The following is a 24,312-nucleotide window of genomic DNA, read 5'->3' on the forward strand; positions in this document are numbered from 1 at the left end:
TCACGGACCGATACTACCCGCGCTCGGACCGAACCCGTCGTCGAACCCCCGGACGGTGCCGGCGAACGCGCGCGAACTGGCCGGCGACTACCGCTCGCTGACGGTTTCCGAGTCGTCGTGGGAGCGCATCCTCGGCGTGATGACGCGGACCTACACCGTCGGGGCGACCGACGGCGGGTACCTGACGACCAGTCGGGTCGGGGCGGGGACGCAGACGTGGGTCGAGCGACGGCCGGGCGTCTACGAGGAGGTCGGCGGGAGCGAACTGCTGGTCTTCCAGTTCGACGAGGACGGCCGCGCGACGCACCTGTTCCGACACGCCTTCGGGCCGGCCACGTACGAACGCGTCCCGTGGTACGAGCGCCTCACCGTCCTTCAGACGGTCGTCGGCGCGGGCGCCGTGGCCTTCCTCTCCGTCCTCCTGCTCTGGCTCGGTGGCCCGGTGTGGCGACGGTGGGGAGGGGGTGCCGTGCCGAGCGACCGCGAACGGGCGGCCCGCTGGCTCCTGGGAACGGTGAGTCTGCTCTGGCTGGGAGTGTTGGTCGTCTTCCTGTTGGCCTGGGTCAACTTCAACGCGGAGATCGCCTCGCCGTCGCTGGCGCTTCGGGCCGGCACGGTCCTCAGGTGGGTCGCCCTCGCCGGGACGGTCGGTGCCGTCGCCGTGGCCGGGTTCGCGTGGCGCGACGGCCTCTGGACTCGCTGGGCTCGACTGCACTACTCGGTGGTGACGGCGCTCGCGGTCCTGTTCGCCTGGCAACTCTCTCTCGTCGGTATCCTCCCGCTGTAGAACTGGCTCGAAAGCCACGATTCCGAACCAACCCATCGGTCGTCGAAGTATCGAACCGTGAGACGGCAGATTCGCGCGCGTCGTGCCGCGGTGGTAGGTCGCCGCGCTGTTCGTCACAACGGGCGGTCAGTTCGGGTACGAGACCGAGTCCGACGCGGAACCGACACCGACTCCCGGTCGACGGTCGGAGGGGCGCTGACGACGAGAGGCGACTGCTCCGCAACTGCTTTCTCGGCGCCGCGAGTCGTCGAACCCATGTCTCCGACTGCGAACGGCCCCTCTTTCGGCAAGCGGTTCGGCGTGGCTCTGCTGCTGGGTGTGCCCGGAATCGCGGCGCTCGTGGGCTACGTCTACCTCACGACACCGCCGACGGCCGTCCCGCCCGGACTGTCGCTCCCGCTTCTCGCCGTCGCCTCAGCCGTCATTCCGCTGCTGCTTCTCGTCGTCGCGTGTCTGCTCGGCGCGTACGCGGCACCGCGGGTGGGGCTGCGGTCGTACGTAATCGAGCGGTCTGGAACTGGCGACGGTGTCTGGCGGCACCTCCGTGGAGAGGTCAGACTCGCCGTCGGAATCGGCGTCCTCGGCGGGGTTCTGATCGTCGTCCTCGACGCGGCGATGATGCCGTTCGTCGCGCAGGACCTGCCGCAGTCCGTGATCGGAGCAACGAGACCGACCGTCTCGGACGTCCTCGCGTACGCGCCCGTCCGGTTCCTCTACGGAGGGGTGACCGAGGAACTCATGCTCCGGTTCGGACTCATGTCCGCGCTCGCGTTCGCCGGGTGGCGCGTCACCGGCCGTCGGGCGGACGGGCCACGACCGGCCGTCGTGTGGGTCGCAATCGTAGTCTCCGCCGTGCTATTCGGCCTGGGTCACCTCCCCGCACTCGCTCAGTCGGTCGCTCTCACCCCGGCGCTGGTCGCGCGGACGGTGCTCCTGAACGGGGTGGCCGGGGTCCTCTTCGGGTGGCTCTACTGGCGACGAAGTCTCGAGGCGGCGATGGTGGCTCACGCCTCGTTCCACGTTCCCCTCGTCGTCCTCTCGTTCGCCCAGGTCGCGTCGGTCTGAGAGCGCCGTTCGCCTCCGGTCTCTCAGCGCTCCCGATCGAACGCGAGGAGGTTCCCGCGCCCGTCGACGGTCGAGACGGCCACGTCGCCGTCGAGACGGAAGTCGAACTCGACGCGTGACCCGTCCGCGGAGACGACTCGCGCCTCGCCGAACGTGTCGTACAGTTCCCACGGCGGCGTCTCGCGGAGTTCGACCCCGTGTGCGCGGTAGAACGCTTCCACCTTTGGCCGGTGCATGACCGTCTGCGGTGGCAACAACCGAAGTTCGGTGCCACACTGACTGCACGGGTAGTGATACTGAATCGGATACGGGTCCTCGTCGGTCCGGAGTCCGTGCCCGAGTCCGCCCCAGCACAGCGGACAGATGCCGGCTGCAATCTTCTCGATGTGGTGGTGGAAGAGCAGACTCACTCGGTCGAGGAACTCCTCGGTCGAGAGCGATTCGACCCAGCTCGGATGGACGTAGATTTCGAGGACGAGATGCTCCTCGCAGCCGATTTCGAGGTAGCCCTCGCGATACGTCGCGGTGAGGTCGGCCGGGCACAGCGGACAGCGTCGGCCAAGTGTCAGCTCCTCGTATTCGTGCTCCGGCGCGTACGTAGTCGCCTGCAGTAGACTGAACAGCTGAATCCCGCCGTGCGTGAGGCGATAGCAGTCGTCCGCTTTGACCACCAGACGGTCGAGGAGCCGCTTGAGGTGATAGTTGAAGTTCCCCGAGTCGTCGGTGGTGGCCTCGGCGAACAGGTCGCTGAAGGTCATTCCGGGCGCGCCCGGCTCTTCGAACTGCTGATTGGCGAGCGAGCGGAGTATCTCGAACCGCGTCTCGTTCGAGAGGAGGTCGAGCGCCGATTCGATTCCGGACCGGGACATAGCTGGGGTGAACTCGTTGCGACCGACCGTTACCGCTACTGGTATTTATACTGTCAGACTCTCAACTGCAACTGGATACTGAAATGGCTTACATCGACCGACCGCGTTCGCTCGTCCATGAGCCCTAATTCGTCCGAGTGGTATCTGGGGAGGTTGATACGGAGACGGCGTCTCACGTCGTTCTTCGTACTCGCGTTCGGGTTGTCGTGGGGCGTCGGCGCGGTGCCGGGACTGGTCGGGATGACACAGCCCTCGTGGCCCAGTTGGTTCCTCGAGGGCTTTCTCGGCGCGCTCGCACCCTCTGTCGCCGCCGCCATCGTCGTCGCGGCGAGCGGCGAGAGCGTCCGCGAGTGGTTCGCGAGCGTCGCGACGGTCAGAGTCCACCCCAAGTGGTACGCGGCCGCCATCGGCGTCCCGTTCGTCGTCGTGTACGCCACCGGCGTCGTCTCCTGGGCGCTGGGCGGACCGATAGACTGGAGCGCGTTCGAACTCAGCCCGACGACCGTCGTCTTCAGTATCGTCGTCGGAACGTTCCTCGGGGGCGGACAGGAGGAATTCGGCTGGCGGGGGTTCGCCCAGCCGGAACTCCAGGAGCGGTACGGGGCGTTTCGCGCCGCCCTCGTCATCGGCGTGTTCTGGGGGCTGTGGCACCTGCCGCAGTTCCTCCCCGGCGGCTTCCGGGCCGACTGGCCCCCCGCGCTCGTCGCGTCGTACTTCGTGGGCATCGTCGGCTTCTCGGTGCTGCTGGCGTGGGTGTTCAACGGCTCGGGCGGGAGCGCGTGGCTCGCGATGCTGATGCACGGCGCGGACAACGCCACGCAGGGTCGGATTCCGATCGACCTCGCGACCGTCGCGCCCGAGGGCGTGTTACTCCCCGAGACGCTCGTCACCATCAACGTCCCGCACGCCGTCCTGACGTGGCTCGTGGCGCTCGCGGTCCTCGGAGTCGTCGGCACGTCCCTCTACCGCGACCGGGTTCACGGACGCGTCGCCGGCGTCTCCGCTCCGCGGGGAGGTGACTGACCGTGGCGGCGATCCGGACTGAGGGGCTGACGAAACGCTACGGGCACGACGTCTACGCCGTCGACGACCTCTCGATGACCGTCGAGGAGGGCGAAGTCTTCGGCTTCCTCGGGCCCAACGGTGCCGGTAAGTCGACGACTATCGACATCCTGCTCGACTACGTTCGCCCGACCGCCGGGTCGGCGACGGTGCTGGGGTACGACGCCCAGCGCGGTGCCGAGGAGATTCACCGACGCGTCGGCATCCTCCCCGACGGCTACAGCCTCTACGACCGGCTCAGCGGACGCGACCACGTCGAGTTCGCCGTCGACCTGAAAGGCGCGGCCGACGACCCCGAAGAGGTCCTCGAGCGCGTCGGCCTCGACGCCGCGGCCGCCGCGCGACCCGCGGGGACGTACTCCAAGGGGATGAGCCAGCGGCTCGCGCTCGGAATGGCACTCGTCGGCGATCCGGACCTCCTGATCCTCGACGAGCCCTCGACCGGCCTCGACCCGGACGGCATCCGCGACATCCGCGAGATAACCCTCGACCACGCCGCCGCCGGCGGCACCGTGTTCTTCTCCTCGCACGTCCTCAGTCAGGTCGAAGCGGTGTGTGACCGCGTGGGTATTCTGAACCGCGGGCGACTGGTCGCGGTCGACACCATCGAGGGACTTCGCGACGCCGTCGGGACCGGGTCGACCATCAAGCTGACCGTCGACACGCCGCCCACGGGCCTCGTCGCGGAGACGCTCGACGGCGTCGCCGACGTGGTCGTCGACGGTGCGACCGTCCGCGCGACCTGTACCGAACCGCTCGCGAAGATGGCTGTCATCGACGCGGTGCGAGCGGCGGGCAGTGCCGTCCTCGACATCGAGACCCGTCAACCGTCGCTCGAAGACCTGTTCACCGAGTACACGCACACGGACGGGGAGAACGTGGAGGCCAGGGGGGCGGACCGATGAGCTGGCGAATCATCGCGCGACGGGAGTTCGCCGACGCCGTCCAGTCCCGACTCCTCTGGGGGTTGGTCGCGCTCGTCGCCGTCATGGTCGCGCTGACGTCCGCCGTTCCGCTTCTGCTCCCCGGCGCTGACGCGTCCGCACTGGTGGGACTCGGAGCCGCGAGCGAGTTCGCCGCGATGCTCGTCCCCATCGTCGCCCTGGTGGCCGCCTACCTCGCCATCGCCGGCGAACGCGAATCGGGGAGCCTGCGGCTCCTGTTGGCGCTCGAACCGAATCGCCTGCGAATCGTACTCGGGAAGTTCGTCGGCCGGAGCGCCGTCGTCGTCGCGGGGTTGGGTGTCGGATTCCTGCTGGCCAGCGTCGTCACGTGGGTCGTCTACGGGGCGCTCCCAATCGTCGCGTTCCTGGCCGTCCTGGCGCTCACCGTCGGCCTCGGGGTCGTCTTCGTGGGCCTCGCGGTCGGCATCTCGGCGGCGACGAGGACGCGCAGTCGGGCGATGACCGTGGGTATCGCCAGCTACCTCGGACTGGCACTGCTCTGGGACCTGATTCCGCAGGGGGCCCACCTCGTCGTCGAGGGTGGCCCGCCCGGTGGGACCGTCCCCGGCTGGTTCCTCCTGCTCGAAGGGCTCAGCCCGTCCGGTGCCTACAGCGCGCTCGTGACGCGTGCGATCAGCGCGAGTGATCCATCGCTCCCCGGTCCCGCCGACCTGCTCGGCGGCCCCGTGCCGACCTATCTGGAGTGGTGGGTGTTCGCGCTCCTCCTCGTCGTCTGGACCGTCGTACCGCTCGCGGCCGGATACTGGGCGTTCGCGCGGGCAGACCTGAACTGACCGGTCCCGCGTTCAGCGGCGGCGGTCACCGGACGAGGCTACAGTGCAGACGGCGACCCACTGCCGACGATCGTGTTCTGTACCGAGTCGATGGCCGAACTCGGCCACCTCCTCCGCGCCCCGGACACGGCCGGCATCGACCCGGACCGCATCTACCCCGTCGGCGGGCTTCGCGACGAGATGACGCAGTACCGGCCGACCAAGACGGTCTTCGAGCGGTGGGGCGTCCCGGATTCGAACGTCACCGAGTGGGGCTGTGGCCACTTCGGCGTCCTGCTCCGCGTGATGCGGACCCAGCAGTTCCAGCACCTGTTGACGGGCGTCCTCGACGCGCCACGCCAGTACGCGGGACTGGAGCCAGCGACGAGCATCTGACCCGCCGAACTCGTGTACCAGCCCCTACCAGCGGTGTCGGGTCCGTCTCACGGGAACCCGCTCCGTTTCGTCCGTGTCCGCCGAGACGGTCAGAGGTACGGCGGCACGACTGCCGGCAGGAGCCAGAGGGCCGCGACGCCGACGGCGCTCCACCGAATTCGGCGCTCGACCTTCAGCACGGCGAGTTCCGCGAGGACGGCGGTCAGCACCGCCAAGACGACCGACGACAGGACGACCGTCGTCACGAGTTGGAAGGTGACGAACTGGGTCGACACCAGAACGAACGCCCCGGCGGGGACGAACAGGAATCCGAGGTCGAGCAGCGTCGAGACGCTCCGTGAGTCGTCCCAGGACAGCGCCGAGGCGGCGCGGTCGAGGAGGAGACCGATGCCGAGCACCAGACCGCCCAGGAGGACGTACTTGACCGTCTGCTCGGGCGTCGGTCCGACGTGATAGACCCGCTGGGAGACCGTCGTGTGGAGGACCACCGCGAAGCCGGCCAGCCACGCGAGTGCGACGAGGCCGTCCCGTCGCTGCCGGTCGTCGAGTCGTCCCGTGAGGCCCCGCTTCGCTAGTGCCGTAGCCGCGAGGACGCCGACGAGTCCGAACAGGAACTGGGTGAGGACCGAACCGATCGACCGGACGGAGATACCGAGGGTCGCGGGCGGTGACTCACCGACCGACCGGAGCGCCCAGTCGGTCGTCTCCCGGACCAGTTCGGGATTGTCGGACTCCGAGAGGTGTGTGGCCCCCTCGGCGACCGTGACCCGGGTGGCCGTCCCGTCGGCGAACGACCCGACCTGCTGGCCCGGCTTGAGAGCGGTGCCGGTCAGCTCTGCGGAGACGTTCGCCAGTTTACTCGGCGGCACGAGCGAGTCCTCGCTCCCGGTCGCCAAGAGGAGGTTCGTCGGAAACGGGTCGTCCGTCTCGGGCGGGAACCGGCCCGCGATGGCGACGACGCCGTCGACTTCGGGACGCCGGTAAGCCACCCGATACGCGCTGTTGGCACCGCCCGAGTGCCCGCCGAAGACGAGGCGGTCCTCGTCGACCCGCGGATGTGACGCCAGATAGGCGGCCCAGTTCGCGTAGTCGTCCGCCGCCGATTCGAATATGTCCGATGTGTCGCGTCTCATCTCCCAGTAAATCGGCCGTCCGGCCTCCAGTTCCCGTGTCTGACCGGCCACGAGAACTGTGAAGCCGTTCGTGGCGAGTGCCGCGCCGTAGTTCGTGTAGAGTGCGGGTGCCGTCCCCGACCCGGCCCCGAAGACGACGCCCGGGACCTGCTCGTCTCCCTCGGGGAGGTAGAGCGTGGCCGTCGTGACACGGTCGTCTGCTCGGACGGAGACGTGTTCGACGGCGTAGCCACTGCCCCCGGCGTTCGGGGTCTGAACGAACGGTCCGGCCCACCCGGCGGCACCGATCAACGTGACCACGAGAAGGGCGACAGTGACGTACCGAGGACGAACTGACCAGTCCATGGTTGGAGAGTCGGTCGGGAGAACTGCGTCAGTAGTGACGTTTCTCACCGGTCGGGAACCGACTCCGGGACGAAGGCACTCGTCGCCGGACCCGGTCGCAGGCCCGCCACGAGAGTGACGCCGCCGAGGGAATCCCGAACGACATTTATCGCGGCGTCGCCACTCGCCGACGAGATGGGGACGCTGGCACTCGACATCGAGACGGCTAGTCCGTTCGCGGAACCGGACGGGGCGAACGACACCGAGTACTACGAGTGGCTGTCGGTCGCACTCGCGTACGTCGACGACGGGCCCGCGGGGGTCCGAGCGGGCGGCGACGAACCGGAGACGGCGGTGCTGTTCCGTCGGGGAGGTTGGGACGACGACCACACCGCGGACCTGTTCGAGCGACTGTTCGAGTGGTGTGAGGCTCGCGACGTCGACCGGACGCTGACGTACAACGGCGCGTGGTTCGACCTGACGCATCTGGGGAACTGGGCGGCGTCGGAGACGCTCCCGGGCGCGCCGGGACGCCTCGCGGACTGCCTCGGCCGGCACGTCGACGTGGCGCCGGCGGCCGCCGACCGATACGCCGAGGAACTCTGGGAGGAACAGGTCGTCCTGCCGGACTGGAAGGCGTACCAACTTGCGGGCATCGACAACCCGCGCGTCTGGTACGACGACTACGACTTCGACGAGGGCTACCGCGAGGGCCTCGGCATCGACGAGTCGTTCGTCAAGGGCGAACACGTCGGGCGCGTCCTCGGCGAGCGCTACGTGGCGGGCGTCGTCGCCGGTATCGAGGAGACGCGGACGCACCGGGAACTGGAGCGTCTGCTGTACGACTACAGCGTCAGCGACGTGACGGACCTGTTCGACCTCTACCGCGAACTCGGCGGCGACGAACTCGACGCCGACTACCACTACCCGATAGAGGCCGGCGGCGGGTCGACGCGGCCGTCGCGCTGACGGGCCGGCGACGATGTCGTTCTCACGACTGCGTCTCGCGAGCGCGAGTAGCTCACCCGTGAGCGAGACACTCGGCCGCCGAGAGCGGCCGTATCTGACGTGCACACACCTAATATCAAAATTGATTCTCGGTGCCGAGGATTTATATTCGAGTTCGTCGTAGCCATCGCTGTCGGCGCGTGGGCGCGGTCCCCCGAAGCCCGCCTGGCGGGCCGACGTGTGCGGGTCGTTCCGTGACGCACGGACGCGCCGTTACACACCATCCACCAACGCCACACGAACCCACTCGCCATATCGGCCACGCTGGCGGGCCGTCGAACGGACGGCGGCTACCACGCGTCGCGGCTCCCCCCGAGGGCCGCGGCGTCGCTCGACCGACCCACCCCGGGACGTGCCTACCTCCCGGGACGGAGTCACTCGCGGTTCGCGTCGGACTGCCTACCCCGACGCGACCCGCGGCAAGTCGAGTCGTCCAGCCGGTCGGTACCTGTCGCGCCCGGTGCGACCCACCCCCGATGGGTCCGCCACGACCGGCGCGACGGCGTCTGGTTTCTCTCTTCGAAACTGTCCTGCAGTGTCGTATCTCGCGGCAAACGTTTAGCCCCTCGCCTCGGTAGACGTGAGTATGAACGACGCCATCACGGGCGTGGAGGGTGACCTCCGAAGCAACGGCATCAGCGTCGAGTCGCTCCACGTGGGTGAGGAATCGGTGACGCTGGAGTATCTCACGGCGTTCCCCGACGTGCACGTGAACCACGCCGAAATCGGCCGCGTCCTCACGACGTTCATCGACCGGGCGGAGGCGGACGAGTGGGACCCCGTCCGCATCGACGCGACGGTTCGCCGGCACGAGGACGACGTGCAGGGGACGTGGCACGCCGAAGCCGAGTGGTTCGAACGGTACCTCGGCTACGAGTTGAGCGACGAGGACTTCTCGGAGTTGGTGCTCTCGACGCTGGAGGAGGGGGCGTCGACGTGACGCGACCGACCGCGCGGGGCGAGTGGGCGGAGGCGGCGGAGACCGAACGCGACGGCCGGGAGGCGGGCCGCCCCTCCCGCGAGTCGTTCTCGAAGGTGACGATGGGGTTCGACAGCGGCGGTGAGCGCTGTTCTGGCTGGCTCTACCGCCCCGACCGACCGGCCGAACCGCCCGTCGTCGTCATGGCCGGGGGCCTCGCCGGCGAGCGGTCGTTCGGACTGCCGAACTACGCCGAGCGACTCGCCGAGGCGGGGTACGCCGTCTTCCTGTTCGACTACCGCCACCACGGCGACAGCGGTGGCGACCCGCGCAACCTCGTCGACCCCTCGCGCCAGCGCGCCGACTGGGAGGCGGCCATCGAGGGCGTCCGGTCGAGAGACGGTCTCGACGGGTCCCGTCTCGTCCTCTGGGGGGTGGACGTCGGCGGCGGCCACGTCCTCGACGTGGCCGCGGACGACCCGCGCGTGCGCGCCGTCGTCTCGCAGACGCCCGTCCTCTCGGGCCGGTCGTTTCTCGGGACGCGGGGCTACGGCTTCCTCGCGAAGTCGGTGCTGGCGGGCGTCCGAGACCGCCTCCAGTCGCTCGTCGTCGGCCCCCACACCGTCCCCGTCGCGGGCGACCCCGAGGAGTTCGCCCTCGTCTCGACGCCCGGCGCGCGCCGCGGCTATCTGGACACCGTGCCGGCGGACTCGGCGTGGGTCAACGAGACGCCCGGCCGGTCGCTCCTGAATCTGGCGCGGTTCACGGCGGGGACCGACCTCGACAGCGTCACCTGTCCGGTCCTCCTCCTCGGCGGGACGCGCGACGACGTGGTCCCCGTCGATTCGGTCGCCGCGGCCGCCGACGAACTCGCGGACGCGACGTTCGTCAGCCTCCCCGTCGGCCACTTCGACGCCTACGAGGGGTCGGGACTCGAACACGTCGTCGGCCACGGCGTCGCCTTCCTCGACGCCGAAGTGGACGGCTGACCGCCGCCGTTCGGGGTGTCGGGTTCGTCGACGCCGCCTCCGGCCGACGACGCCGGCTCCGACAAAACAGTCAGATTCGAATACATTCGCCGCTACGGTTATATCCCCCGGTAGCCTCTGTAGCGCACCCATGACCAGTCAGTTCTCGCGCCCAGTTCGCGTCGCCGTCGTCGCCCTGTTGATACTTGCCGCCGTCGCCGTCCCCGTGGCGGCGCAGAGCGACGAGTCCTCGGCCGAGGCGTCCACGTACGACACGTTCGTCGAGATGTCCGAACTGTACAACGAGCGTGCGGCCTCGTTGGACCTCGGCGTCGCGGAACGCCTCCTCGCGGGGGCCCGCGTGAACGCCTACGTGACGGACGGCGACGAGGAGACGGCGTTCTCGTTCGCGCTGGACGACCAGATGCGCATCGTCGACATCCAGCCCGAACCCGACGACGACGCGACGGTCCGCATCGAGACCGACCGCGCGACGGTACAGCGAATCATCGACTCGGAGAACCCCGCCGCCGCGTTCCGGTCGGCGGTCACGAACGACGACATCCGCATCGACGGCGAGCGAGGTCACTTCGTCTCGCAGGCAGTGTGGACCGTCGCGAACGGGCTGAAGGGACTGCTCTTCTGAGACCCCGTCGCTGACCGGCAGTATCGGGCGCGTGCGTGACCTTCTTGGGCCGCCCCCGCACACCTTCGACAATGACTGCGACGCGCACCGTCGAACTCGAAGGACACATCATCGACTCGGGGATGATGCAGCGAGCGTTCGGCATCGTGATGGATCTCGGCGGCGACTTCGACGTCGAGGAGTTCACCGTCGGGAAGTCGAAGACGAAGGAGTCGTACTGCCGGATGGCCGTCACGGCCGAGACGGACGACGACTTACAGGAGATACTGCACGAACTCCACCAGATCGGCGCGAACCTCACGGACCCCGTGGACGCGCACGTCGAACCCGCCCCCGCCGACCGGGTCGTCCCCCACGGCTTCTACTCGACGACGAACCACCCGACGAAAGTCCGCTACGAGGGCGAGTGGGTCGAGGTCGACGACATCGAGATGGACTGCGCCATCGTGCTAGAGGAGACGGACGGCGGCGTCCGCGCGTACACGAAGGTGCTGAACGCCATCGAGGAGGGCGACCGCGTCGTGACCGACGAGGCAGGCATCCGCGTCGAACCGCCGGAACGCCCCCGCGACTCGTCGGGGCCGTTCGGCTTCATGCAGGGCGGCGTCTCCTCGGAGCGACCCTCCGAGTCGCTCATCAGGGAGGTGGCCGACGCGTTGGAGGCGACGAAGGAGCAGGGCGGGAAGGTGCTCGTCGTCGCCGGACCCGCACTCATCCACGCGGGCGCGGGCGACGACTTAGCGCGTCTGGTTAGGGAGGGCTACGTCGACATGATCTCGGCCGGCAACGGCTTCGCCACGCACGACATCGAACGCGGTCTGTACGGGACCTCGCTCGGGATGGACATGGAGACGATGGAACACCCCCGAAAGGGCCACAAACACCACATCTACACCATCAGCGAGGTCATCCGCGCGGGCGGTATCGAGGAGGCGGTCGAAGAGGGACTCATCGGGAGCGGAATCATGTACGAGTGCGTCCAGAACGACGTGCCGTACGTCCTCGCGGGGTCCATCCGGGACGACGGCCCCCTTCCCGACACCATCACGGACGCGGTGGAGGCCCAGAAGGCCATCCGCGAACAGGCGCACGAGGCCGACATGGTGCTGATGCTGTCGACCCTCCTGCACTCCGTCGCCGTCGGCAACTGCCTCCCCTCGACGACGAAGGTGGTCTGCGTGGACATCAACCCCGCGACGGTGACGCAGTTGCTCGACCGAGGGAGTTCGCAGGCCATCGGCATGGTGACCGACATCGGGACGTTCGTGCCGACGCTGGCCGACGAGATACTGACGGGCGAGAGCGCCGTCACGGACGGCGGCGACGCCGAGGGCGACGGAGGGGACTCGGAGTCCGACGACTCGCGCGGCGGTCACTGCGCCGGACGCTGAGTCGGTTCGGGCCCCGTATCGATTCGTCCGTTGACCGACGCTCGGTCGACCCGTTCGAGAGGGACGCTCAGTCGACCCGTTCGAGAGGGACGCTCAGTCGACCCGTTCGAGAGGGACGACGGCCATCGGCACGTTCGCGTTGAGGAGAATCGACTGCGCCGTACTGCCGAAGACGACTTTCGACGTGGGATTGCGCTTGCGGATGCCGATGACGAGTTCGTCGGCGTCGACCTCCTCGGCGTACGAGAGGACGTCCTCGTCGGGGTCGTTGCCGCGGACGACTGGTGCGTCTCCACCTCGGTGCCCCCGCCGAGACGCGAACTGACGACGTTGAGCGCCTCCTCGCCGTCGAGGCGTCCTCGCTGGACGTCTCGGAACCGCCGACGAGAGAGTTCACAGCGTACACCGTGTCGTCCGCCGCCAGGCGCGACTGCAGGTAGTCACAGAGCACGGCGCTCGTGTCCACGTGGTTCGTCGCCAGAACGTACGTTGTCATATCCCACGACGGTCGTACGACGATAAAAATCCACCCCTTCTAGCGCTCCGCCCGTGCGGGACCGCGATTCGGCACGGCACAAACCTATACCGAACTCACGTGTCAGCCGACCTATGAACCGCGACGCCGCCCTCGCGGGGGCCGCCGTCGGGGTGGCCGCCCTCGCCCTCCTCGCAGTCGTGGCGGTCCCCGGTGTCCTCGCCGACCCGACCGAGGACGGGCCGGTGCGCCCCGGACCGGTCGACATCGCCGAGACGAACATCGGCTACGACGAGTCGGCGGTCCGCGGCGAGACGGTGACACTCGGCGTGGAGACGCGCGTCAGACACCGCGGCAATCCGACGCCGAACGTGACGCTCCTCGTTCGCGCCGTTGACGCCGACTCCGGACTGGTCGAGACGACCCGAACGGTCGACGTCGGAACGCTCCGCGACGACGGCGAGACGGTCGTCGCGACGAACGTGACGGTCGAACGCGCCGGGGGCTACCGAATCGAGACGGTGCTGTTTCAGGACGAGCGGCGAGTGGACGGGACCGGCAAGACCGTCCGCGGACTGGAGGCGCTGACGCGACGTACGCCCGTTCGACCGTCGCGTTCAGCGACCGGGCGGCGCTTCCCCCGCTCTCGGTCTCCGTCGCCGACGCCGCGGGGAACCGAACGAGGCTGAACCTCGCGGCGTCGTTGACGAACGGCGGCGACGCCCCCTCGGAGGACCTCGCCGTGACGTTCGTCCTGCGGCAGGCGGACTCGAACGTCGTCGCCGCGCGGACGACGAGCGACGTGGACGCGATTCGGCCGGGGCGAACCGCGACGACGACGGCGACGGCGACGGTGCCGACGGGGTACAACTACTACCTCGACGCCGTCCTGACGCGCGACGGTGTCGTCGTGGACACCGCGCGCACCGCGGTCAACCTCGACCCCACGAGGCGCATCTCCGTCGACGAGACGGAGGAGGAGGTCGAGTTCCGCGTCGAGGACTTCGAGTCCGACGACTCGGAGGCGGGCGGGCAGGAGACAGAGTTCGAGACGGAGGCGGGGACGGCGACCTCACAGCCCGGATTCGGGGCGGTCGCCGCCGTCGTCGCCCTCGCGGCGGCGGCGCTTCTGGCACGGAGGCGACACCGATGACCGACGAGACAGAGCGGACGACGGAGGCGACGAACCGGACGACCGACGGACCGAACCGCGCGAGCGGTGACCCCGCGGACGAACGAACGACGGGCGACCGGTCGGAGAGCGACCGGCCGGCCGGCGACGGACCCGCGGGGGGCGACCCCGACGGGTCGGGGGCGTCTGAGAGGTCCGGCGGGTCCGAGACCGTCGACCGACTGCGCACCGTCCTCAACTACGCCGTCCTCGCGGGGTTGTTGCTCCTCGCGGTGCTCTCTGCGGTGCAGTTGTACTGGGCCATCTCGCGCACCATCTCGACGTTCGTCGTCTACGAGTACCGCGCGCCGGTGCAGGCCGCGTTCAACCTCGTCGTCCTCCTCGTCGCCGCCCTCGGCATCTCGGTGCAACTGCGCCGCCTCACCGGGTCGGACGCGGCGGAGTGAAGGGACGGGAGGCCGCCGGACGCGGGGCAGTCGCCCGGCGCGTCGCGGTACAGACTTTTCCCCCCGTCGCGCGTGGGTCGGGTCATGTCGAACTTCCTGTTCGTCTCCGCCGACGCCGCACTGATCACCGACCTCGCGTGGCAGGTCCACCGCGAGGGCCACGACGTGAAGTACTACATCGAGGCCGAGAGCGACCGCGAGATAGGCGACGGCTTCGTCCCGAAGACCGACGACTGGCGCGCCGAGGTCGACTGGGCGGACGTCGTAATCTTCGACGACGTCTGGGTCGGAGACGACGTGGGGACGGGGAAACTCGCGAACGAACTCCGTGAGCAAGGGAAGGCCGTCGTTGGAGGAACGCCGAACACTGACCACCTCGAAGAAGACCGTGGCTACGCGATGGAGATCCTCGAAGAGCACGGTGTCAATACCATCGAGCACCACATCTTCCACGACTTCGATGAGGGTATCCAGCACGTCCAGGAGAACCCAGCCCCCTACGTCATCAAACCACTCGGAGAAGTACAGAACGTCAAACGGCTCCTCTACGTCGGGAGCGAAGACGACGGGAGCGACGTCGTCGACGTGCTGAAAGCCTACAAGAAGGCGTGGGGCCACCGTATGAAGGGGTTCCAGTTACAGCGGAAGGTCGACGGGGTCGAAATCGCTGTCTGCGGGTTCTTCAACGGGAACGAGTTCATCGACCGAGTCAATTTCAACTTCGAGCACAAGAAGTTGTTCCCGGGAAACATCGGCCGTCGACGGGCGAGATGGGGACGTCGATGTTCTGGGCCGGGAAGAACAAACTGTTCGAAGAGACGCTCGGAAAGATCGAGGATTGGCTCGCCGACGAAGGGTACGTCGGCAGTATCGACATCAACTGCATCGTCAACGGGCACGGAATCTATCCCTTGGAGTTCACCCCGCGGTTCGGGTACCCCACGATCGCTCTCCAAGAGGAATCGATCGAGTCCTCGACGGGGGCGTTCTTCTACGACCTCGCGCACGGCAACGAACCCGACGTAGCGGTTCACAACGGGTTCCAGGTCGCTGTTCGCGTCGTTCTGCCGCCGTTCCCGTTCGACGACCCGAAGACGTACGACGAGAACTCCCGGAACGCCGCCGTCGTCTTCGAGACGGAGAGCCGCGAGGGGATACATCTGGAGGACGCCAAGAAGGTCGACGGGCAGTGGCGCGTCGCCGGCGAGAACGGGATGCCGCTGGTCGTGACCGGCAAGGGCGAGACGATGCAGGCCGCGCGAGAGCAGTGTTACGGGCGCGTGGACGACATCGTCATCCCGAACCTCTACTACCGCGACGACATCGGCGAGCGGTGGATAGCCGGCGACGGCGACAGACTGCAGGCGTGGGGCTACCTCGGGCCGTAGCCGGGAGGGCGCGCGACGCTACGCAACGAACAGCCACGCGACGAACACGGCGACGCCGCCGAGGAGGGTGCTGGCGACGGCGTGGAGTCGGAGTCGGTCGAGGATGGCGTGGGCGTCCCCGTCGACGGCGAGGTGGTCGTGAATCTCGCTGCCGATCTCACAGCGCGGCAGGAAGTCCATCGCCACGTGCAGGAACACGCCGGCGGCGAAGCCGAAGACGAGGCCGCGGAACGGCGCGGACTCGGGGAGGACGACGACGCTCGCGAGGATGGCGGCGATGCCGAGGGCGGCCGCAGGCAGCAGGAGGGCCGAGACGGCGCGTCCCTTCGAGGCGAGGCGTCGCGCGGCGGCGTAGCCCGCCGGTCCCTTGTGCGAGACGATGGCGAGGCCGAGCGTCGGGCCGAGGTCCGGCATGTTGCCGTAGACGATGCCGATGATGAGGCCGGCCGAGAAGGCGTGCGCGGCGAGTTCGGCCACCGTGCGGTCCACGGGCAGGTCCATGTGGGCGAGGCGGTGACCGATCGTGTGCGAGGCGAAACCGATCAGCAACCCCGTCGCGATGCCGAACCCGCCGTACTGCGGGTGGTGGCCCATCGCCTGCGGCACGAGGAAGACGGCCGCACTCGTCACCATCGCACCGCTGGCGAGGCCGTACCCCCAAACGAGCGCGTTCGCTCCTTCGTCGTGGTGGCGCACCCCAAGCGGTGCCGCCAGCGCCATCGCCGCGAACGCCACCCACGTGATGCCCAGAAGCTTCCACGAACCGACGCTGGCCGCGTACGCCGAGAGGCCGACGAAGACGACGGTGGCGCCGACACCGACGCGCGAGAGTCGTGTCACGCTATTAACTCCGGCGTTCTGATTAATAGGGCTCACGGTACTACTCTCCCTCCTCGATTCGATGACGGTGACGGTCCGCGACTCCCCCTCGCACCCGACCTACCGCGTCGCCTTCTTCCACGCGCGGAGGTCGAACCGGCCGCCGTCGAGTTCTTCCCGGGGGAGTTCCGTGGCGGCCCAGACGTACATCGGCGCCACGTCGTCGGGGCCCCTCCCCTGCCCGTCGGTCAACTCGGTCGCCACCAGTCCGGGGTCGACGACGCCGACGGCGGGCGCGGCGTCGGCGGCGAACTGCCGGGCGAGTCCCTCGACGGCCGCCTTCGAGACGGCGTAGGCCCCCATCCCGGGTTTGGGGTCGTTCGCTATCGACCCCGAGGGGACGAGGACCCGCGCGTCGTCGGCCGCGTGGGGGAGTGCCTCTCGGACGGCGGCGAACACGCCGCGGACGTTCGTCCGGAGGGTGTCGTCGAACCGGGTGTACGACTCCTCGGCCATCGGCGTCTCGCCGGGGGAACCGTGGTTCACGGCGGCGTTCGGCACGAGGACGGCGATACCGTCGTCGTCGCCGTCTCGCGCGGCCGTCTCCATCAGGCGTTCCACGTCGAACTCGTCGCGCACGTCGGCGCGGACGGCCTCCGCAGACCCGTCCACGACGTCCACCGCGGCGACCGCGTCGTCGAGGGCGTCGGCGTCGCGGGCGCACGCGACGACGTGCGCTCCCTCCCCCGCGAACGCGCGGACGAGGGCCGCACCGATTCCGCGACTCGCGCCCGTGACGACGACCGTTCTTCCAGTCAGGTCCATACGGTCCCTTGGGGCGAAGCGGAGGTAAAGCCACAGTTCCCGGAACCGGCCGCGGGCGCTCCCACAGTCAGTCGATTTATAGTTTCGTCATCCCTAGAGAGGGTATATGAACGCAGTCTCGGACCTCTCCGTCCTCGACGGAGCGTCCGTGGTCGTGGTCGGCGGCGGATTCGGCGGCCTCTCGACGGCGTGTTACCTCGCCGACGCGGGCGCGACGTGACGCTACTGGAGAAGAACGAGCAGTTGGGCGGACGGGCCAGTCGCCTCGAACGGGACGGGTTCCGCTTCGACATGGGGCCGTCGTGGTACCTGATGCCCGACGTGTTCGAGGACTTCTTCGGCCACTTCGACCGGACGCCCTCCGACTACTACGAACTCACCCGCCTGGACCCCCACTACCGCATCTTCTTCAAGGACGGCGACCAGGTGGATATGGTTCCGGACCGCGAACGGAACCGCGAGACGTTCGAGTCGTACGAACCCGGCGCAGGCGAGCAGTTCGAGCGGTATCTGGAGAAGTCGAAGAAGAACTACGAGGTGGGGATGGAACACTTCGTCTACACCGACCGGACGAAACTGTCCGACTTCGCCGACTGGAACGTCGTGAAGAACGCGCGGGGACTGTCGCTCGTCGGGTCGATGCAGGACCACGTCGAGCGCTACTTCGACCACCCGAAACTCCAGCAGATAATGCAGTACACCCTCGTCTTCCTCGGGGGTGCGCCCAACAACACGCCCGCGCTCTACAACCTGATGAGTCACGTGGACTTCAACATGGGCGTCTACTACCCGGAAGGGGGCCTCGGCGGCGTCGTGGACGCGATGGTCTCGTTGGGCGAGGAACTCGGCGTCGACTTCCGCGTCGATAGCCCGGTGGCCGAGATTCGGGGGCGCGAGGGTGCGTTCGTCACCCGCACCGAAGACGGCCGCGAGTTCTACTCCGACTACGTCGTCAGCGACGCCGACTACCGACACACGGAGATGGAACTGCTGCCCGAGGGGAAGCGGCAGTACGACGAGGACTACTGGGAGTCACGGACGTACGCCCCCTCGGCGTACCTGCTGTACCTCGGCGTCGAGGGCGACGTGCCCGAACTCGAACACCACACGCTCGTCCTCCCGACGGACTGGAACGACCACTTCGAGAAGATTTTCGACGACCCGGCGTGGCCGGACGACCCGGCGTACTACCTCTGCGTCCCCTCGAAGACGGACGACACCGTCGCGCCCGAGGGCCACTCGAACCTGTTCGTCCTCGTCCCCGTCGCGGCCGGACTCGACGACACGCCCGAACAGCGCGAACGCTACCGTGACCTCGTCCTGGACGACATCGCCGAACACACCGGCGAGGACCTGCGTGACCGAATCGTCCTCGAGGAGTCGTTCTGCGTGGACGACTTCACGGAGCGGTACAACGCGACGCAGGGGACGGCGCTGGGCCTCGCGCACACGCTCCGACAGACGGCGCTCCTCCGCCCGCCCCACCACTCGGAGAAGGTTCCGGGGCTCTACTTCACCGGCTCGTTCACCACGCCCGGCATCGGCGTTCCGATGTGTCTCATCAGCGGGCAACTGACGGCTGAGGAGATGGCCGAGCGGACGGCGTGATGGGCGGCGCGATGAACGCACGCGGCCGGCTCACGTACCTGTTCACCCTCTCGCGCCCGCGCTTTTGGCTCTACCTCGCGGGCCCGATACTCGTCGGCGTCGCGTTCGCCGCCGACGCCACGAGCGACCTGTTCGCCACCGCCGCCGTCGTCCTGTTCGGCTACTTCCTCGTCCCGGGGAACGTCCTCCTCTACGGCGTCAACGACGCCTTCGACGCCGACGTGGACGAACCGAACCCGAAGAAGGACGAACGGGAGGCGCGCTGGCGGGGCGACGCCGCCGTCACCGCCGCCGTCGTCGGGGCGGGGCTGCTCGGACTCGCCCTGTTCGCCGTCGTCCCCCGACTCGCGTGGCCCTACCTCGCCGGGTTCTTCGTCCTCGGCGTGGAGTACAGCGCGCCGCCGTTCCGGTTCAAGACGACGCCGTTCCTCGACTCCCTGTCGAACGGGCTCTACGTCCTCCCCGGCGCGGCGGCGTTCGCGGCCGTCGCGGGTCGTCACCCACCGCTGGCGGCCCTCGTCGGGGCGTGGACGTGGGCGATGGGGATGCACACGTTCTCGGCCGTCCCGGACATCGAACCGGACCGCGAGGCGGGCATCCGAACGACGGCGACGTTCCTCGGCGAGCGTCGGACGTACGTCTACTGCGTCGCCTGCTGGCTGGCGGCCGCAACCGCCTTCGCCCTCGTCGACTGGCGACTGGGCGCGGTGCTGCTGGCGTACCCGCTCACCGTCGTCGCCGTCGCCGCCTCGGGCATCAGCGTCGACCGCGCGTACTGGTGGTTCCCGGCGCTGAACACGCTGGTCGGGATGGCGCTCACGATGGGCGCGCTCTGGAGGCTCCTGTATGGCTGAATCCGGCCTCTCGCTGTCGAACCGGCTGCCGGGAACTCGCGAGGAGTGGGAGCACCGACTGGACCGACTGGTCCGGGAGAACCGCTTCACCATCTCGGTGTTCTTCCCGCTGAACGGCGTCTTCCTCCTCCTCGCCAGCGCCGAAGGGGTCTTCGCCGGGACGCCGCTCGCACCGCTCACGTTCAACGGGCTGTTCATCCTGCTCGGAACGCTCGTGATGCGTTCGCCCCTCCTCGTCGGCGTCCTCCCGCACACCACCCGCCGGGCGGCCACCGGCGTCGGCCTGTTGGCGCTGTACGCCTACGCCATCGAGTACGTGGGCGTCCACACCGGCGTCCCGTACGGCGAGTTCGCCTACGGCGTCGACCTCGGGCCGACCGTCGCCGGGGTTCCGCTGGGCCTGCCAGTGTTCTTCGTCCCCCTCGTGATGAACGCGTACCTGCTCTGTCTGCTCCTGCTGGGCGACAGGGCCGAGAACGCGGCCGTCCGCCTCGGGTCCGTCGTCGCCGCCGTGTTGGCGATGGACGTCGTGTTGGACCCCGGTGCCGTCGCGCTCGGCTTCTGGGAGTACTACCCGCCGGGCGCGTTCTACGGCGTCCCGCTCTCGAACTACGTCGGCTGGGTGCTCAGCGCCACCGTCGCCGTCGTCCTCCTCGACTGGGGCTACGACCGACGCATCCTGCTCGGCCGCCTCGCCGAGTGCGAGTTCATGCTTGACGACCTCGTCTCGTTCGTCATCCTCTGGGGCGGCATCAACGCGTGGTTCGGCAACTGGCTCGCCGTCGCGGTCGCCGCCCTGTTCGGCGTCGGCCTCCTGAAGACCGAGCGATTCGACTCGGGCGTGCTTCGGTTCGGCCGACGGCGAGAGTCCGGCGAGAACAGTTCCGACTGACCGCGTCTCCGTCTCGGCGGCCTACTCGCTGCGCGTGAAACTGCGGACCCAGTCGCTGAGCCGTCCGCCGAACAGGCTCGGCGTCAGCGAACGCGCCACGCCGGAGTGGCCGTGCTCGCGGTGGGTGTGGTCGTCGCTCTCGGCGGGGTACGGCACGACGCTCACGGTCCGGAACACCGCCTCGGGGTCCCGTTCGAACGCCCAGTGGAGCCTCGTCTTCGCGAGGAGCGCGAGTTTCCGCGTCGTCGAGATGGACGGCGTGACCGAGAGCACGTCGTAGTTCCGGCGGCGAATCTCGCGGTGATGGTCGGCGTACAGCACCGCCGAGAGGAGGACGGCGAACTGGCAGTCGTCGGGGAGGTACTGGATGCCGCGGACGCCCTCCCGGTAGAGGGCCTCCGTCCGGCGCATCTCCTCGCGCATCGCCGCCCGGAACCCGTCGTCACAGCGGAACGACAGCAGTTGTTCCTCCGTGCGCCGTGGTTCCGGAGCGTCTCCTGCGGGAGGTAGATTCGGTCCCTGTCGACGATGTCCTCGCGCACGTCGCGCAGGAAGTTCGACATCTGGAACGCCTCGCCGAGTTTCGTCGCGTGCGGCCGCGCCTTCTCGCGTCGGGCGTCTGCATGATGTCGGTCATCATCCGTCCCACGCGGCCGCAGAGCCGTCCATGTACGCCTCCAGTTCCTCGTACGTCTCGTACCGACTCTTGTCGATGTCCGACAGCATCGCGTCGACGAAGACGTTCACGTCTTCCGCGTCGATGTCGTACTCCTCACGGAGTTCGGCGAACGCGGAGAGCACCGGGTCGTCCGTCTCGCGTTCGCCCAACGCCTCCGCCCGCAGTTGCTCCAGTCGCTCCCGTTGCACCGCCGGTTCGGCGGTGTCCTCGGCGTCGACGACTTCGTCAGCGACGCGGAAGAACGCGTACAGGACGTACGTCGCGTGCCGAACTCGCTCCGGAAGCACCCTCGTCGCGAGGTGGAAGGTCTTACCTGTCTTTCGCTGAATAGCCTTGCTTCGCTGGACCGGGTCCTGTCTTACCATTGTGGGATATCGAGTGGCGGCACGCTTCGAACAGTGACGACGCGACCACGCATCTACTGGACATCTCTAGCACTCGCATAGACATAATCGTTCGTGCGAAGGTTTAACCCGGGGGAGTCCTACACCGTGTAGCTCGGGGTCGAAAAAACGGCAGACTGCGACCCCGTCGCGTTCGTCCCCGCCCGGGTGTCGTCGGTCACCAGAAGGTGTCGCTGCAGTCGTAGACGACGCCGTGTTCGGGACAGACGTACTTGCAGTGGCGGCGGGCCATCGACGCGCCGCAGAGCGGACACGGCCGGCCGCGAACCGCCTCGACGTCTCCCTCCGTCTCCGAGTCGCTCACGGGAGAGTCGACGGGCGGGACGGGCAAGTAGGTTGCCACTGCCCGCCGACGCGACCGCGATTCGGCACGAACTTCGAACAAGACTCTTGAGGGGTCGCCGACGACAGTCGGTGAGAACCGCCCGGACGCCGCGCGAGTCGGTGGCGCCGGCCCTCGCTCGACGGCGGGGGCGGTACTATACGTTCGCTCGCCGAACGAGAGACGAGACTGGCCGATGGAGAAGGCGCTCTGGTATCTGTTCGCGGGGACGCGGGGTGGAGAGAACCGCGTCCGTATCGTGCGAGCACTCTCCGACCGACCGATGAACGCGAATCAACTCGCCACGGAACTGGAGTTGGGGTATCGGACGATACGCCACCACCTCGAACTGCTCGAAGAACACGGCGTCGTCGAGGGGGGGCGACAACGACTACGGGAAGCTGTACTTCCTCACCGACCGGTTCCAGACGCACAGGGAGACGTTCGACCGAATCACGGAGCAACTGGACTGATGGCAATGGAGACGACGATTCTGGCGGCGAGTGCGCTCGCGGGAGTGAACATCATCCTCCTCGTGGCGCTCACGGCGGTGTGGGTGAACAACTACCGGACGTTCAAGACGCCGCTCGTCGGCGGGTTCGTCGCCTTCGGCGCGGCGATGCTGGCGGAGAACGCCCTCGCGCTCTACTTCTTCTTCAGCATGCAGAGCTTCTACTCCGGCGACCCGCACGTCCAGCAGGCGGTGTTGGCCCTCCGCGCCCTCCAACTGGTCGCGCTCGGCTTCCTCACGTACGTGACCGTGCAGTGAGCGGCGGTGAACGGCCGTCGGGACGACCCACCTACCGGCCACGTCAGTGGGCTCTCTCGAAATCCGGAGCCGTCGATAGTTTGTCGAGGCCACGCCGAATACAGGGCGTGTATGCGGTCGCTGGGAGAACCGTATAGTTACAGCACCCAGTACGACGATTCCTCCGACTTGGTTCAGCGATATTCCAATCGCCGCACAGTCGGGAGTCTGGTCTCGACGGAGACTGGTCGTTCGGCTACCGCTGCTGTGCAATCCGTGGTTCGACTTCGTCGAACAGCTCTTCGACCCGTCGTTCGATGGTATCACGAATCTCACGCACCTGATCGAGACTCTGTCCGTCGGGATCCGCTAACGCCCAGTCGCGGACGTCGACGTCGTCGGCATCGAGTTCGAGCGTCGAACAGCCCATGGTCGCTACGATGTCGCACGATTCGAGTTCAGCCGTCGAGACTTCTCTCGGGGTTCGGTCCGAGAGGTCGACGTCGAGTTCGCCCATCACCGTGACGACTTCTTCGTGGACCGTCTCGGCAGGACGTGTGCCACCCGTGAGTATCTCGACCTCGCCTTCGAGGTCACGTTCTTCCCGCTCACGTTCGGCGAACGCCGTCGACATCTGGCTGCGGCCAGCGTTCTGTACACATACGAACCCGAGTTTCGTCGTCGACTCGTTCGGCATGGTCGACCCTCCCGGAGTACCGACTTCAGGCTTCGTATGTTCTCTCTCTCGTTCACTATATCACACAATAGGAGACAAGAGACACGCGCTCAGAAGAAGCCGTCTCCCAGACGACTCGCTGTGACGTCGGTCGTTTCGGCGACGACGTGTGACCACGAGATTCCTGTTCGTCGATTGTTGTGTCACAATCCCCGCGATCCGTCGAGGGCGACGACAACGGCGTTGGCTCGTGGAGTCGCACGGTACTTTCGCCACTTGCCGTCCTTTCGGCGGGTGAGTAGCCCGGCGTCCGTTAGCTGAGACAGCGCGTGGCTGATCGCGCTGTCGCTGACGTCGAGCAGCGGAGAGAACTCACAGACGCAAAGCTCCTCGTCGGCGACGTGGAGAATGCGGACGATTTTGTACCGAGTCTCGTTGGCGAGTGCCGAGAGTACTCCGACGTCGTCTTCGAGAGCCGGGCCGCCGGCGACGGCGTCTAACTCCTCGAGTTCAGCCAACCGTTCGGTAACTTCGTCGTCGCCACAACCACCCCGTTCACTAGCGAGATAGCGCTGCAGTCGCTCGGTGGATGACATACCTCTCAGTCGAACGGAGACGTGATTAAGTATTGTGGAGTGTGTGTGAGAAACACCAGCGTAGTATGATTGCAGATTCTCTAAGATGTCTCCCGGAGTCTACATCGGTTTTCGCCACCGCTTACGCGCTCATTTGGGGGTTAAAGCGACCGATAATCGGATT

22 protein-coding genes and 7 pseudogenes are annotated in these 24,312 nt (G+C 67.8%); 19 read left to right on the forward strand and 10 right to left on the reverse strand.

All coding sequences use genetic code 11. The annotated features are described in order from the left end of the window. Both GJ632_RS05570 and GJ632_RS05575 read left to right on the forward strand, forming a co-directional pair. Window positions 1-787 (forward strand): annotated as a pseudogene (locus GJ632_RS05570) (serine hydrolase); the annotation flags it as partial. A 255-nt stretch (window positions 788-1,042) separates the two neighbouring features. Further along, window positions 1,043-1,852 carry a CPBP family intramembrane glutamic endopeptidase gene (locus tag GJ632_RS05575; protein ID WP_191452352.1) on the forward strand — a complete coding sequence of 270 codons (810 nt, stop codon included), beginning with the start codon at window positions 1,043-1,045 and terminating at the stop codon, window positions 1,850-1,852. Window positions 1,853-1,875: 23 nt separating this feature from the next. Here GJ632_RS05575 and GJ632_RS05580 read toward each other — a convergent pair whose 3' ends face one another. Then, the gene (locus tag GJ632_RS05580) at window positions 1,876-2,721 is read right to left on the reverse strand and encodes a winged helix-turn-helix domain-containing protein (protein WP_191452353.1); all 846 of its coding nucleotides are present in this window, start codon (window positions 2,719-2,721) and stop codon (window positions 1,876-1,878) included. Between the two features lie 117 nt (window positions 2,722-2,838). Between GJ632_RS05580 and GJ632_RS05585 the strand changes: the two genes are divergently transcribed. From GJ632_RS05585 to GJ632_RS05600, 4 genes are all read left to right on the forward strand, one after another. Next, window positions 2,839-3,744 carry a CPBP family intramembrane glutamic endopeptidase gene (locus GJ632_RS05585; RefSeq protein ID WP_231751361.1) on the forward strand — a complete coding sequence of 302 codons (906 nt, stop codon included), beginning with the start codon at window positions 2,839-2,841 and terminating at the stop codon, window positions 3,742-3,744. A gap of 2 nt (window positions 3,745-3,746) precedes the next feature. Continuing rightward, on the forward strand, window positions 3,747-4,688 hold the full coding sequence (locus tag GJ632_RS05590; protein ID WP_343161043.1) for an ABC transporter ATP-binding protein: 942 nt from the start codon (window positions 3,747-3,749) through the stop codon (window positions 4,686-4,688). After that, window positions 4,685-5,521: an ABC transporter permease subunit gene (locus GJ632_RS05595; RefSeq protein ID WP_191452354.1), complete on the forward strand. Its 837-nt coding sequence runs from the start codon at window positions 4,685-4,687 to the stop codon at window positions 5,519-5,521. The genes GJ632_RS05590 and GJ632_RS05595 overlap by 4 nt, the downstream gene beginning before the upstream one ends. 72 nt (window positions 5,522-5,593) lie before the next feature. Continuing rightward, window positions 5,594-5,896, forward strand: coding sequence for a hypothetical protein (locus tag GJ632_RS05600; protein ID WP_191452355.1), 303 nt, complete (start codon window positions 5,594-5,596; stop codon window positions 5,894-5,896). Between the two features lie 89 nt (window positions 5,897-5,985). Here GJ632_RS05600 and GJ632_RS05605 read toward each other — a convergent pair whose 3' ends face one another. After that, window positions 5,986-7,329, reverse strand: coding sequence for a S9 family peptidase (locus GJ632_RS05605; RefSeq protein WP_191452356.1), 1,344 nt, complete (start codon window positions 7,327-7,329; stop codon window positions 5,986-5,988). Between the two features lie 219 nt (window positions 7,330-7,548). On the opposite strand from GJ632_RS05605, the gene GJ632_RS05610 reads away from it, so the two are divergent. The 5 genes from GJ632_RS05610 (at window position 7,549) to GJ632_RS05630 (ending at window position 12,285) form a co-directional block, all read left to right on the forward strand. Further along, the gene (locus GJ632_RS05610; RefSeq protein ID WP_191452357.1) at window positions 7,549-8,322 is read left to right on the forward strand and encodes a hypothetical protein; all 774 of its coding nucleotides are present in this window, start codon (window positions 7,549-7,551) and stop codon (window positions 8,320-8,322) included. 625 nt (window positions 8,323-8,947) lie between these two features. Then, window positions 8,948-9,301, forward strand: coding sequence for a hypothetical protein (locus GJ632_RS05615; protein WP_089808325.1), 354 nt, complete (start codon window positions 8,948-8,950; stop codon window positions 9,299-9,301). Further along, complete coding sequence (locus GJ632_RS05620; protein ID WP_394351784.1) at window positions 9,298-10,269, forward strand: alpha/beta hydrolase; 972 nt, start codon at window positions 9,298-9,300, stop codon at window positions 10,267-10,269. Before GJ632_RS05615 ends, GJ632_RS05620 begins: the two co-directional genes overlap by 4 nt. A gap of 130 nt (window positions 10,270-10,399) precedes the next feature. Next, window positions 10,400-10,894 carry a hypothetical protein gene (locus GJ632_RS05625; RefSeq protein WP_089808327.1) on the forward strand — a complete coding sequence of 165 codons (495 nt, stop codon included), beginning with the start codon at window positions 10,400-10,402 and terminating at the stop codon, window positions 10,892-10,894. Window positions 10,895-10,965: 71 nt separating this feature from the next. Beyond that, window positions 10,966-12,285, forward strand: a complete 1,320-nt coding sequence (locus GJ632_RS05630; RefSeq protein WP_191452358.1) for a TIGR00300 family protein — start codon at window positions 10,966-10,968, stop codon at window positions 12,283-12,285. A 93-nt stretch (window positions 12,286-12,378) separates the two neighbouring features. Here GJ632_RS05630 and GJ632_RS05635 read toward each other — a convergent pair. Further along, window positions 12,379-12,781 (reverse strand): annotated as a pseudogene (locus GJ632_RS05635) (universal stress protein). Between the two features lie 113 nt (window positions 12,782-12,894). Between GJ632_RS05635 and GJ632_RS24945 the strand changes: the two are divergent. The 3 genes and pseudogenes from GJ632_RS24945 to GJ632_RS05650 all read left to right on the forward strand — a co-directional run bounded on the left by GJ632_RS24945 (window position 12,895) and on the right by GJ632_RS05650 (window position 15,726). After that, window positions 12,895-13,913 (forward strand): annotated as a pseudogene (locus tag GJ632_RS24945) (PGF-CTERM sorting domain-containing protein). Then, entirely contained in the window at window positions 13,910-14,338 is a 429-nt protein-coding gene (locus tag GJ632_RS05645; RefSeq protein ID WP_191452359.1) for a hypothetical protein, read from the forward strand. The pseudogene GJ632_RS24945 and the gene GJ632_RS05645 overlap by 4 nt, the downstream one beginning before the upstream one ends. Before the next feature lie 84 nt (window positions 14,339-14,422). After that, window positions 14,423-15,726 (forward strand): annotated as a pseudogene (locus GJ632_RS05650) (phosphoribosylamine--glycine ligase). Window positions 15,727-15,744: 18 nt separating this feature from the next. Here the strand turns inward: GJ632_RS05650 and GJ632_RS05655 are convergent. Together GJ632_RS05655 and GJ632_RS05660 are read right to left on the reverse strand one after the other, a co-directional pair. Then, window positions 15,745-16,566, reverse strand: a complete 822-nt coding sequence (locus GJ632_RS05655) for a ZIP family metal transporter (RefSeq protein ID WP_343161044.1) — start codon at window positions 16,564-16,566, stop codon at window positions 15,745-15,747. A gap of 99 nt (window positions 16,567-16,665) precedes the next feature. Beyond that, window positions 16,666-17,364: an SDR family NAD(P)-dependent oxidoreductase gene (locus GJ632_RS05660; protein ID WP_197427899.1), complete on the reverse strand. Its 699-nt coding sequence runs from the start codon at window positions 17,362-17,364 to the stop codon at window positions 16,666-16,668. Window positions 17,365-17,476: 112 nt separating this feature from the next. On the opposite strand from GJ632_RS05660, the pseudogene GJ632_RS05665 reads away from it, so the two are divergent. The 3 genes and pseudogenes from GJ632_RS05665 to cruF all read left to right on the forward strand — a co-directional run bounded on the left by GJ632_RS05665 (window position 17,477) and on the right by cruF (window position 20,724). Beyond that, window positions 17,477-18,978 (forward strand): annotated as a pseudogene (locus tag GJ632_RS05665) (phytoene desaturase family protein). Window positions 18,979-18,989: 11 nt separating this feature from the next. After that, window positions 18,990-19,832 (forward strand): prenyltransferase, encoded by an 843-nt coding sequence (locus tag GJ632_RS05670; protein WP_231751363.1) that lies wholly within the window; start codon window positions 18,990-18,992, stop codon window positions 19,830-19,832. Then, window positions 19,825-20,724, forward strand: coding sequence for a bisanhydrobacterioruberin hydratase (gene cruF / locus GJ632_RS05675; protein WP_191452362.1), 900 nt, complete (start codon window positions 19,825-19,827; stop codon window positions 20,722-20,724). The genes GJ632_RS05670 and cruF overlap by 8 nt, the downstream gene beginning before the upstream one ends. A gap of 21 nt (window positions 20,725-20,745) precedes the next feature. On the opposite strand, the pseudogene GJ632_RS25785 reads toward cruF, so the two are convergent. The 3 genes and pseudogenes from GJ632_RS25785 to GJ632_RS05685 all read right to left on the reverse strand — a co-directional run bounded on the left by GJ632_RS25785 (window position 20,746) and on the right by GJ632_RS05685 (window position 22,111). Then, a pseudogene (locus GJ632_RS25785) lies at window positions 20,746-21,287 on the reverse strand (phytoene/squalene synthase family protein). Window positions 21,288-21,360: 73 nt separating this feature from the next. Continuing rightward, on the reverse strand, window positions 21,361-21,768 hold the full coding sequence (locus tag GJ632_RS25790; RefSeq protein WP_394351785.1) for a phytoene/squalene synthase family protein: 408 nt from the start codon (window positions 21,766-21,768) through the stop codon (window positions 21,361-21,363). A 196-nt stretch (window positions 21,769-21,964) separates the two neighbouring features. Beyond that, window positions 21,965-22,111: an HVO_2523 family zinc finger protein gene (locus GJ632_RS05685; RefSeq protein WP_177232613.1), complete on the reverse strand. Its 147-nt coding sequence runs from the start codon at window positions 22,109-22,111 to the stop codon at window positions 21,965-21,967. Between the two features lie 214 nt (window positions 22,112-22,325). On the opposite strand from GJ632_RS05685, the pseudogene GJ632_RS05690 reads away from it, so the two are divergent. Together GJ632_RS05690 and GJ632_RS05695 are read left to right on the forward strand one after the other, a co-directional pair. After that, a pseudogene (locus GJ632_RS05690) lies at window positions 22,326-22,602 on the forward strand (ArsR/SmtB family transcription factor). Then, on the forward strand, window positions 22,602-22,898 hold the full coding sequence (locus GJ632_RS05695; RefSeq protein ID WP_089808354.1) for a hypothetical protein: 297 nt from the start codon (window positions 22,602-22,604) through the stop codon (window positions 22,896-22,898). The pseudogene GJ632_RS05690 and the gene GJ632_RS05695 overlap by 1 nt, the downstream one beginning before the upstream one ends. A gap of 235 nt (window positions 22,899-23,133) precedes the next feature. On the opposite strand, the gene GJ632_RS05700 is transcribed toward GJ632_RS05695, so the two are convergent. Both GJ632_RS05700 and GJ632_RS05705 read right to left on the reverse strand, forming a co-directional pair. Then, window positions 23,134-23,574: a low molecular weight phosphatase family protein gene (locus GJ632_RS05700; RefSeq protein WP_191452363.1), complete on the reverse strand. Its 441-nt coding sequence runs from the start codon at window positions 23,572-23,574 to the stop codon at window positions 23,134-23,136. 182 nt (window positions 23,575-23,756) lie between these two features. Then, window positions 23,757-24,149 (reverse strand): metalloregulator ArsR/SmtB family transcription factor, encoded by a 393-nt coding sequence (locus tag GJ632_RS05705; protein ID WP_089808358.1) that lies wholly within the window; start codon window positions 24,147-24,149, stop codon window positions 23,757-23,759. Window positions 24,150-24,312: the final 163 nt, after the last annotated feature.

Source organism: Halogeometricum sp. CBA1124 (assembly GCF_009741955.1).
In the GTDB taxonomy this organism is placed as follows: Archaea; Halobacteriota; Halobacteria; order Halobacteriales; family Haloferacaceae; genus Halogeometricum; species Halogeometricum rufum.

Bases quoted from the DNA above. Each gene is read 5' to 3' on its own strand.
- GJ632_RS05575 (WP_191452352.1), top strand. From the start codon at position 1,043: ATGTCTCCGACTGCGAACGGCCCCTCTTTCGGCAAGCGGTTCGGCGTG.
- GJ632_RS05580 (WP_191452353.1), bottom strand. From the start codon at position 2,721: ATGTCCCGGTCCGGAATCGAATCGGCGCTCGACCTCCTCTCGAACGAG.
- GJ632_RS05585 (WP_231751361.1), top strand. From the start codon at position 2,839: ATGAGCCCTAATTCGTCCGAGTGGTATCTGGGGAGGTTGATACGGAGA.
- GJ632_RS05595 (WP_191452354.1), top strand. From the start codon at position 4,685: ATGAGCTGGCGAATCATCGCGCGACGGGAGTTCGCCGACGCCGTCCAG.
- GJ632_RS05610 (WP_191452357.1), top strand. From the start codon at position 7,549: ATGGGGACGCTGGCACTCGACATCGAGACGGCTAGTCCGTTCGCGGAA.
- GJ632_RS05615 (WP_089808325.1), top strand. From the start codon at position 8,948: ATGAACGACGCCATCACGGGCGTGGAGGGTGACCTCCGAAGCAACGGC.
- GJ632_RS05625 (WP_089808327.1), top strand. From the start codon at position 10,400: ATGACCAGTCAGTTCTCGCGCCCAGTTCGCGTCGCCGTCGTCGCCCTG.
- GJ632_RS05630 (WP_191452358.1), top strand. From the start codon at position 10,966: ATGACTGCGACGCGCACCGTCGAACTCGAAGGACACATCATCGACTCG.
- GJ632_RS05645 (WP_191452359.1), top strand. From the start codon at position 13,910: ATGACCGACGAGACAGAGCGGACGACGGAGGCGACGAACCGGACGACC.
- GJ632_RS05670 (WP_231751363.1), top strand. From the start codon at position 18,990: ATGAACGCACGCGGCCGGCTCACGTACCTGTTCACCCTCTCGCGCCCG.
- cruF (WP_191452362.1), top strand. From the start codon at position 19,825: ATGGCTGAATCCGGCCTCTCGCTGTCGAACCGGCTGCCGGGAACTCGC.
- GJ632_RS25790 (WP_394351785.1), bottom strand. From the start codon at position 21,768: ATGGTAAGACAGGACCCGGTCCAGCGAAGCAAGGCTATTCAGCGAAAG.
- GJ632_RS05695 (WP_089808354.1), top strand. From the start codon at position 22,602: ATGGCAATGGAGACGACGATTCTGGCGGCGAGTGCGCTCGCGGGAGTG.
- GJ632_RS05700 (WP_191452363.1), bottom strand. From the start codon at position 23,574: ATGCCGAACGAGTCGACGACGAAACTCGGGTTCGTATGTGTACAGAAC.
- GJ632_RS05705 (WP_089808358.1), bottom strand. From the start codon at position 24,149: ATGTCATCCACCGAGCGACTGCAGCGCTATCTCGCTAGTGAACGGGGT.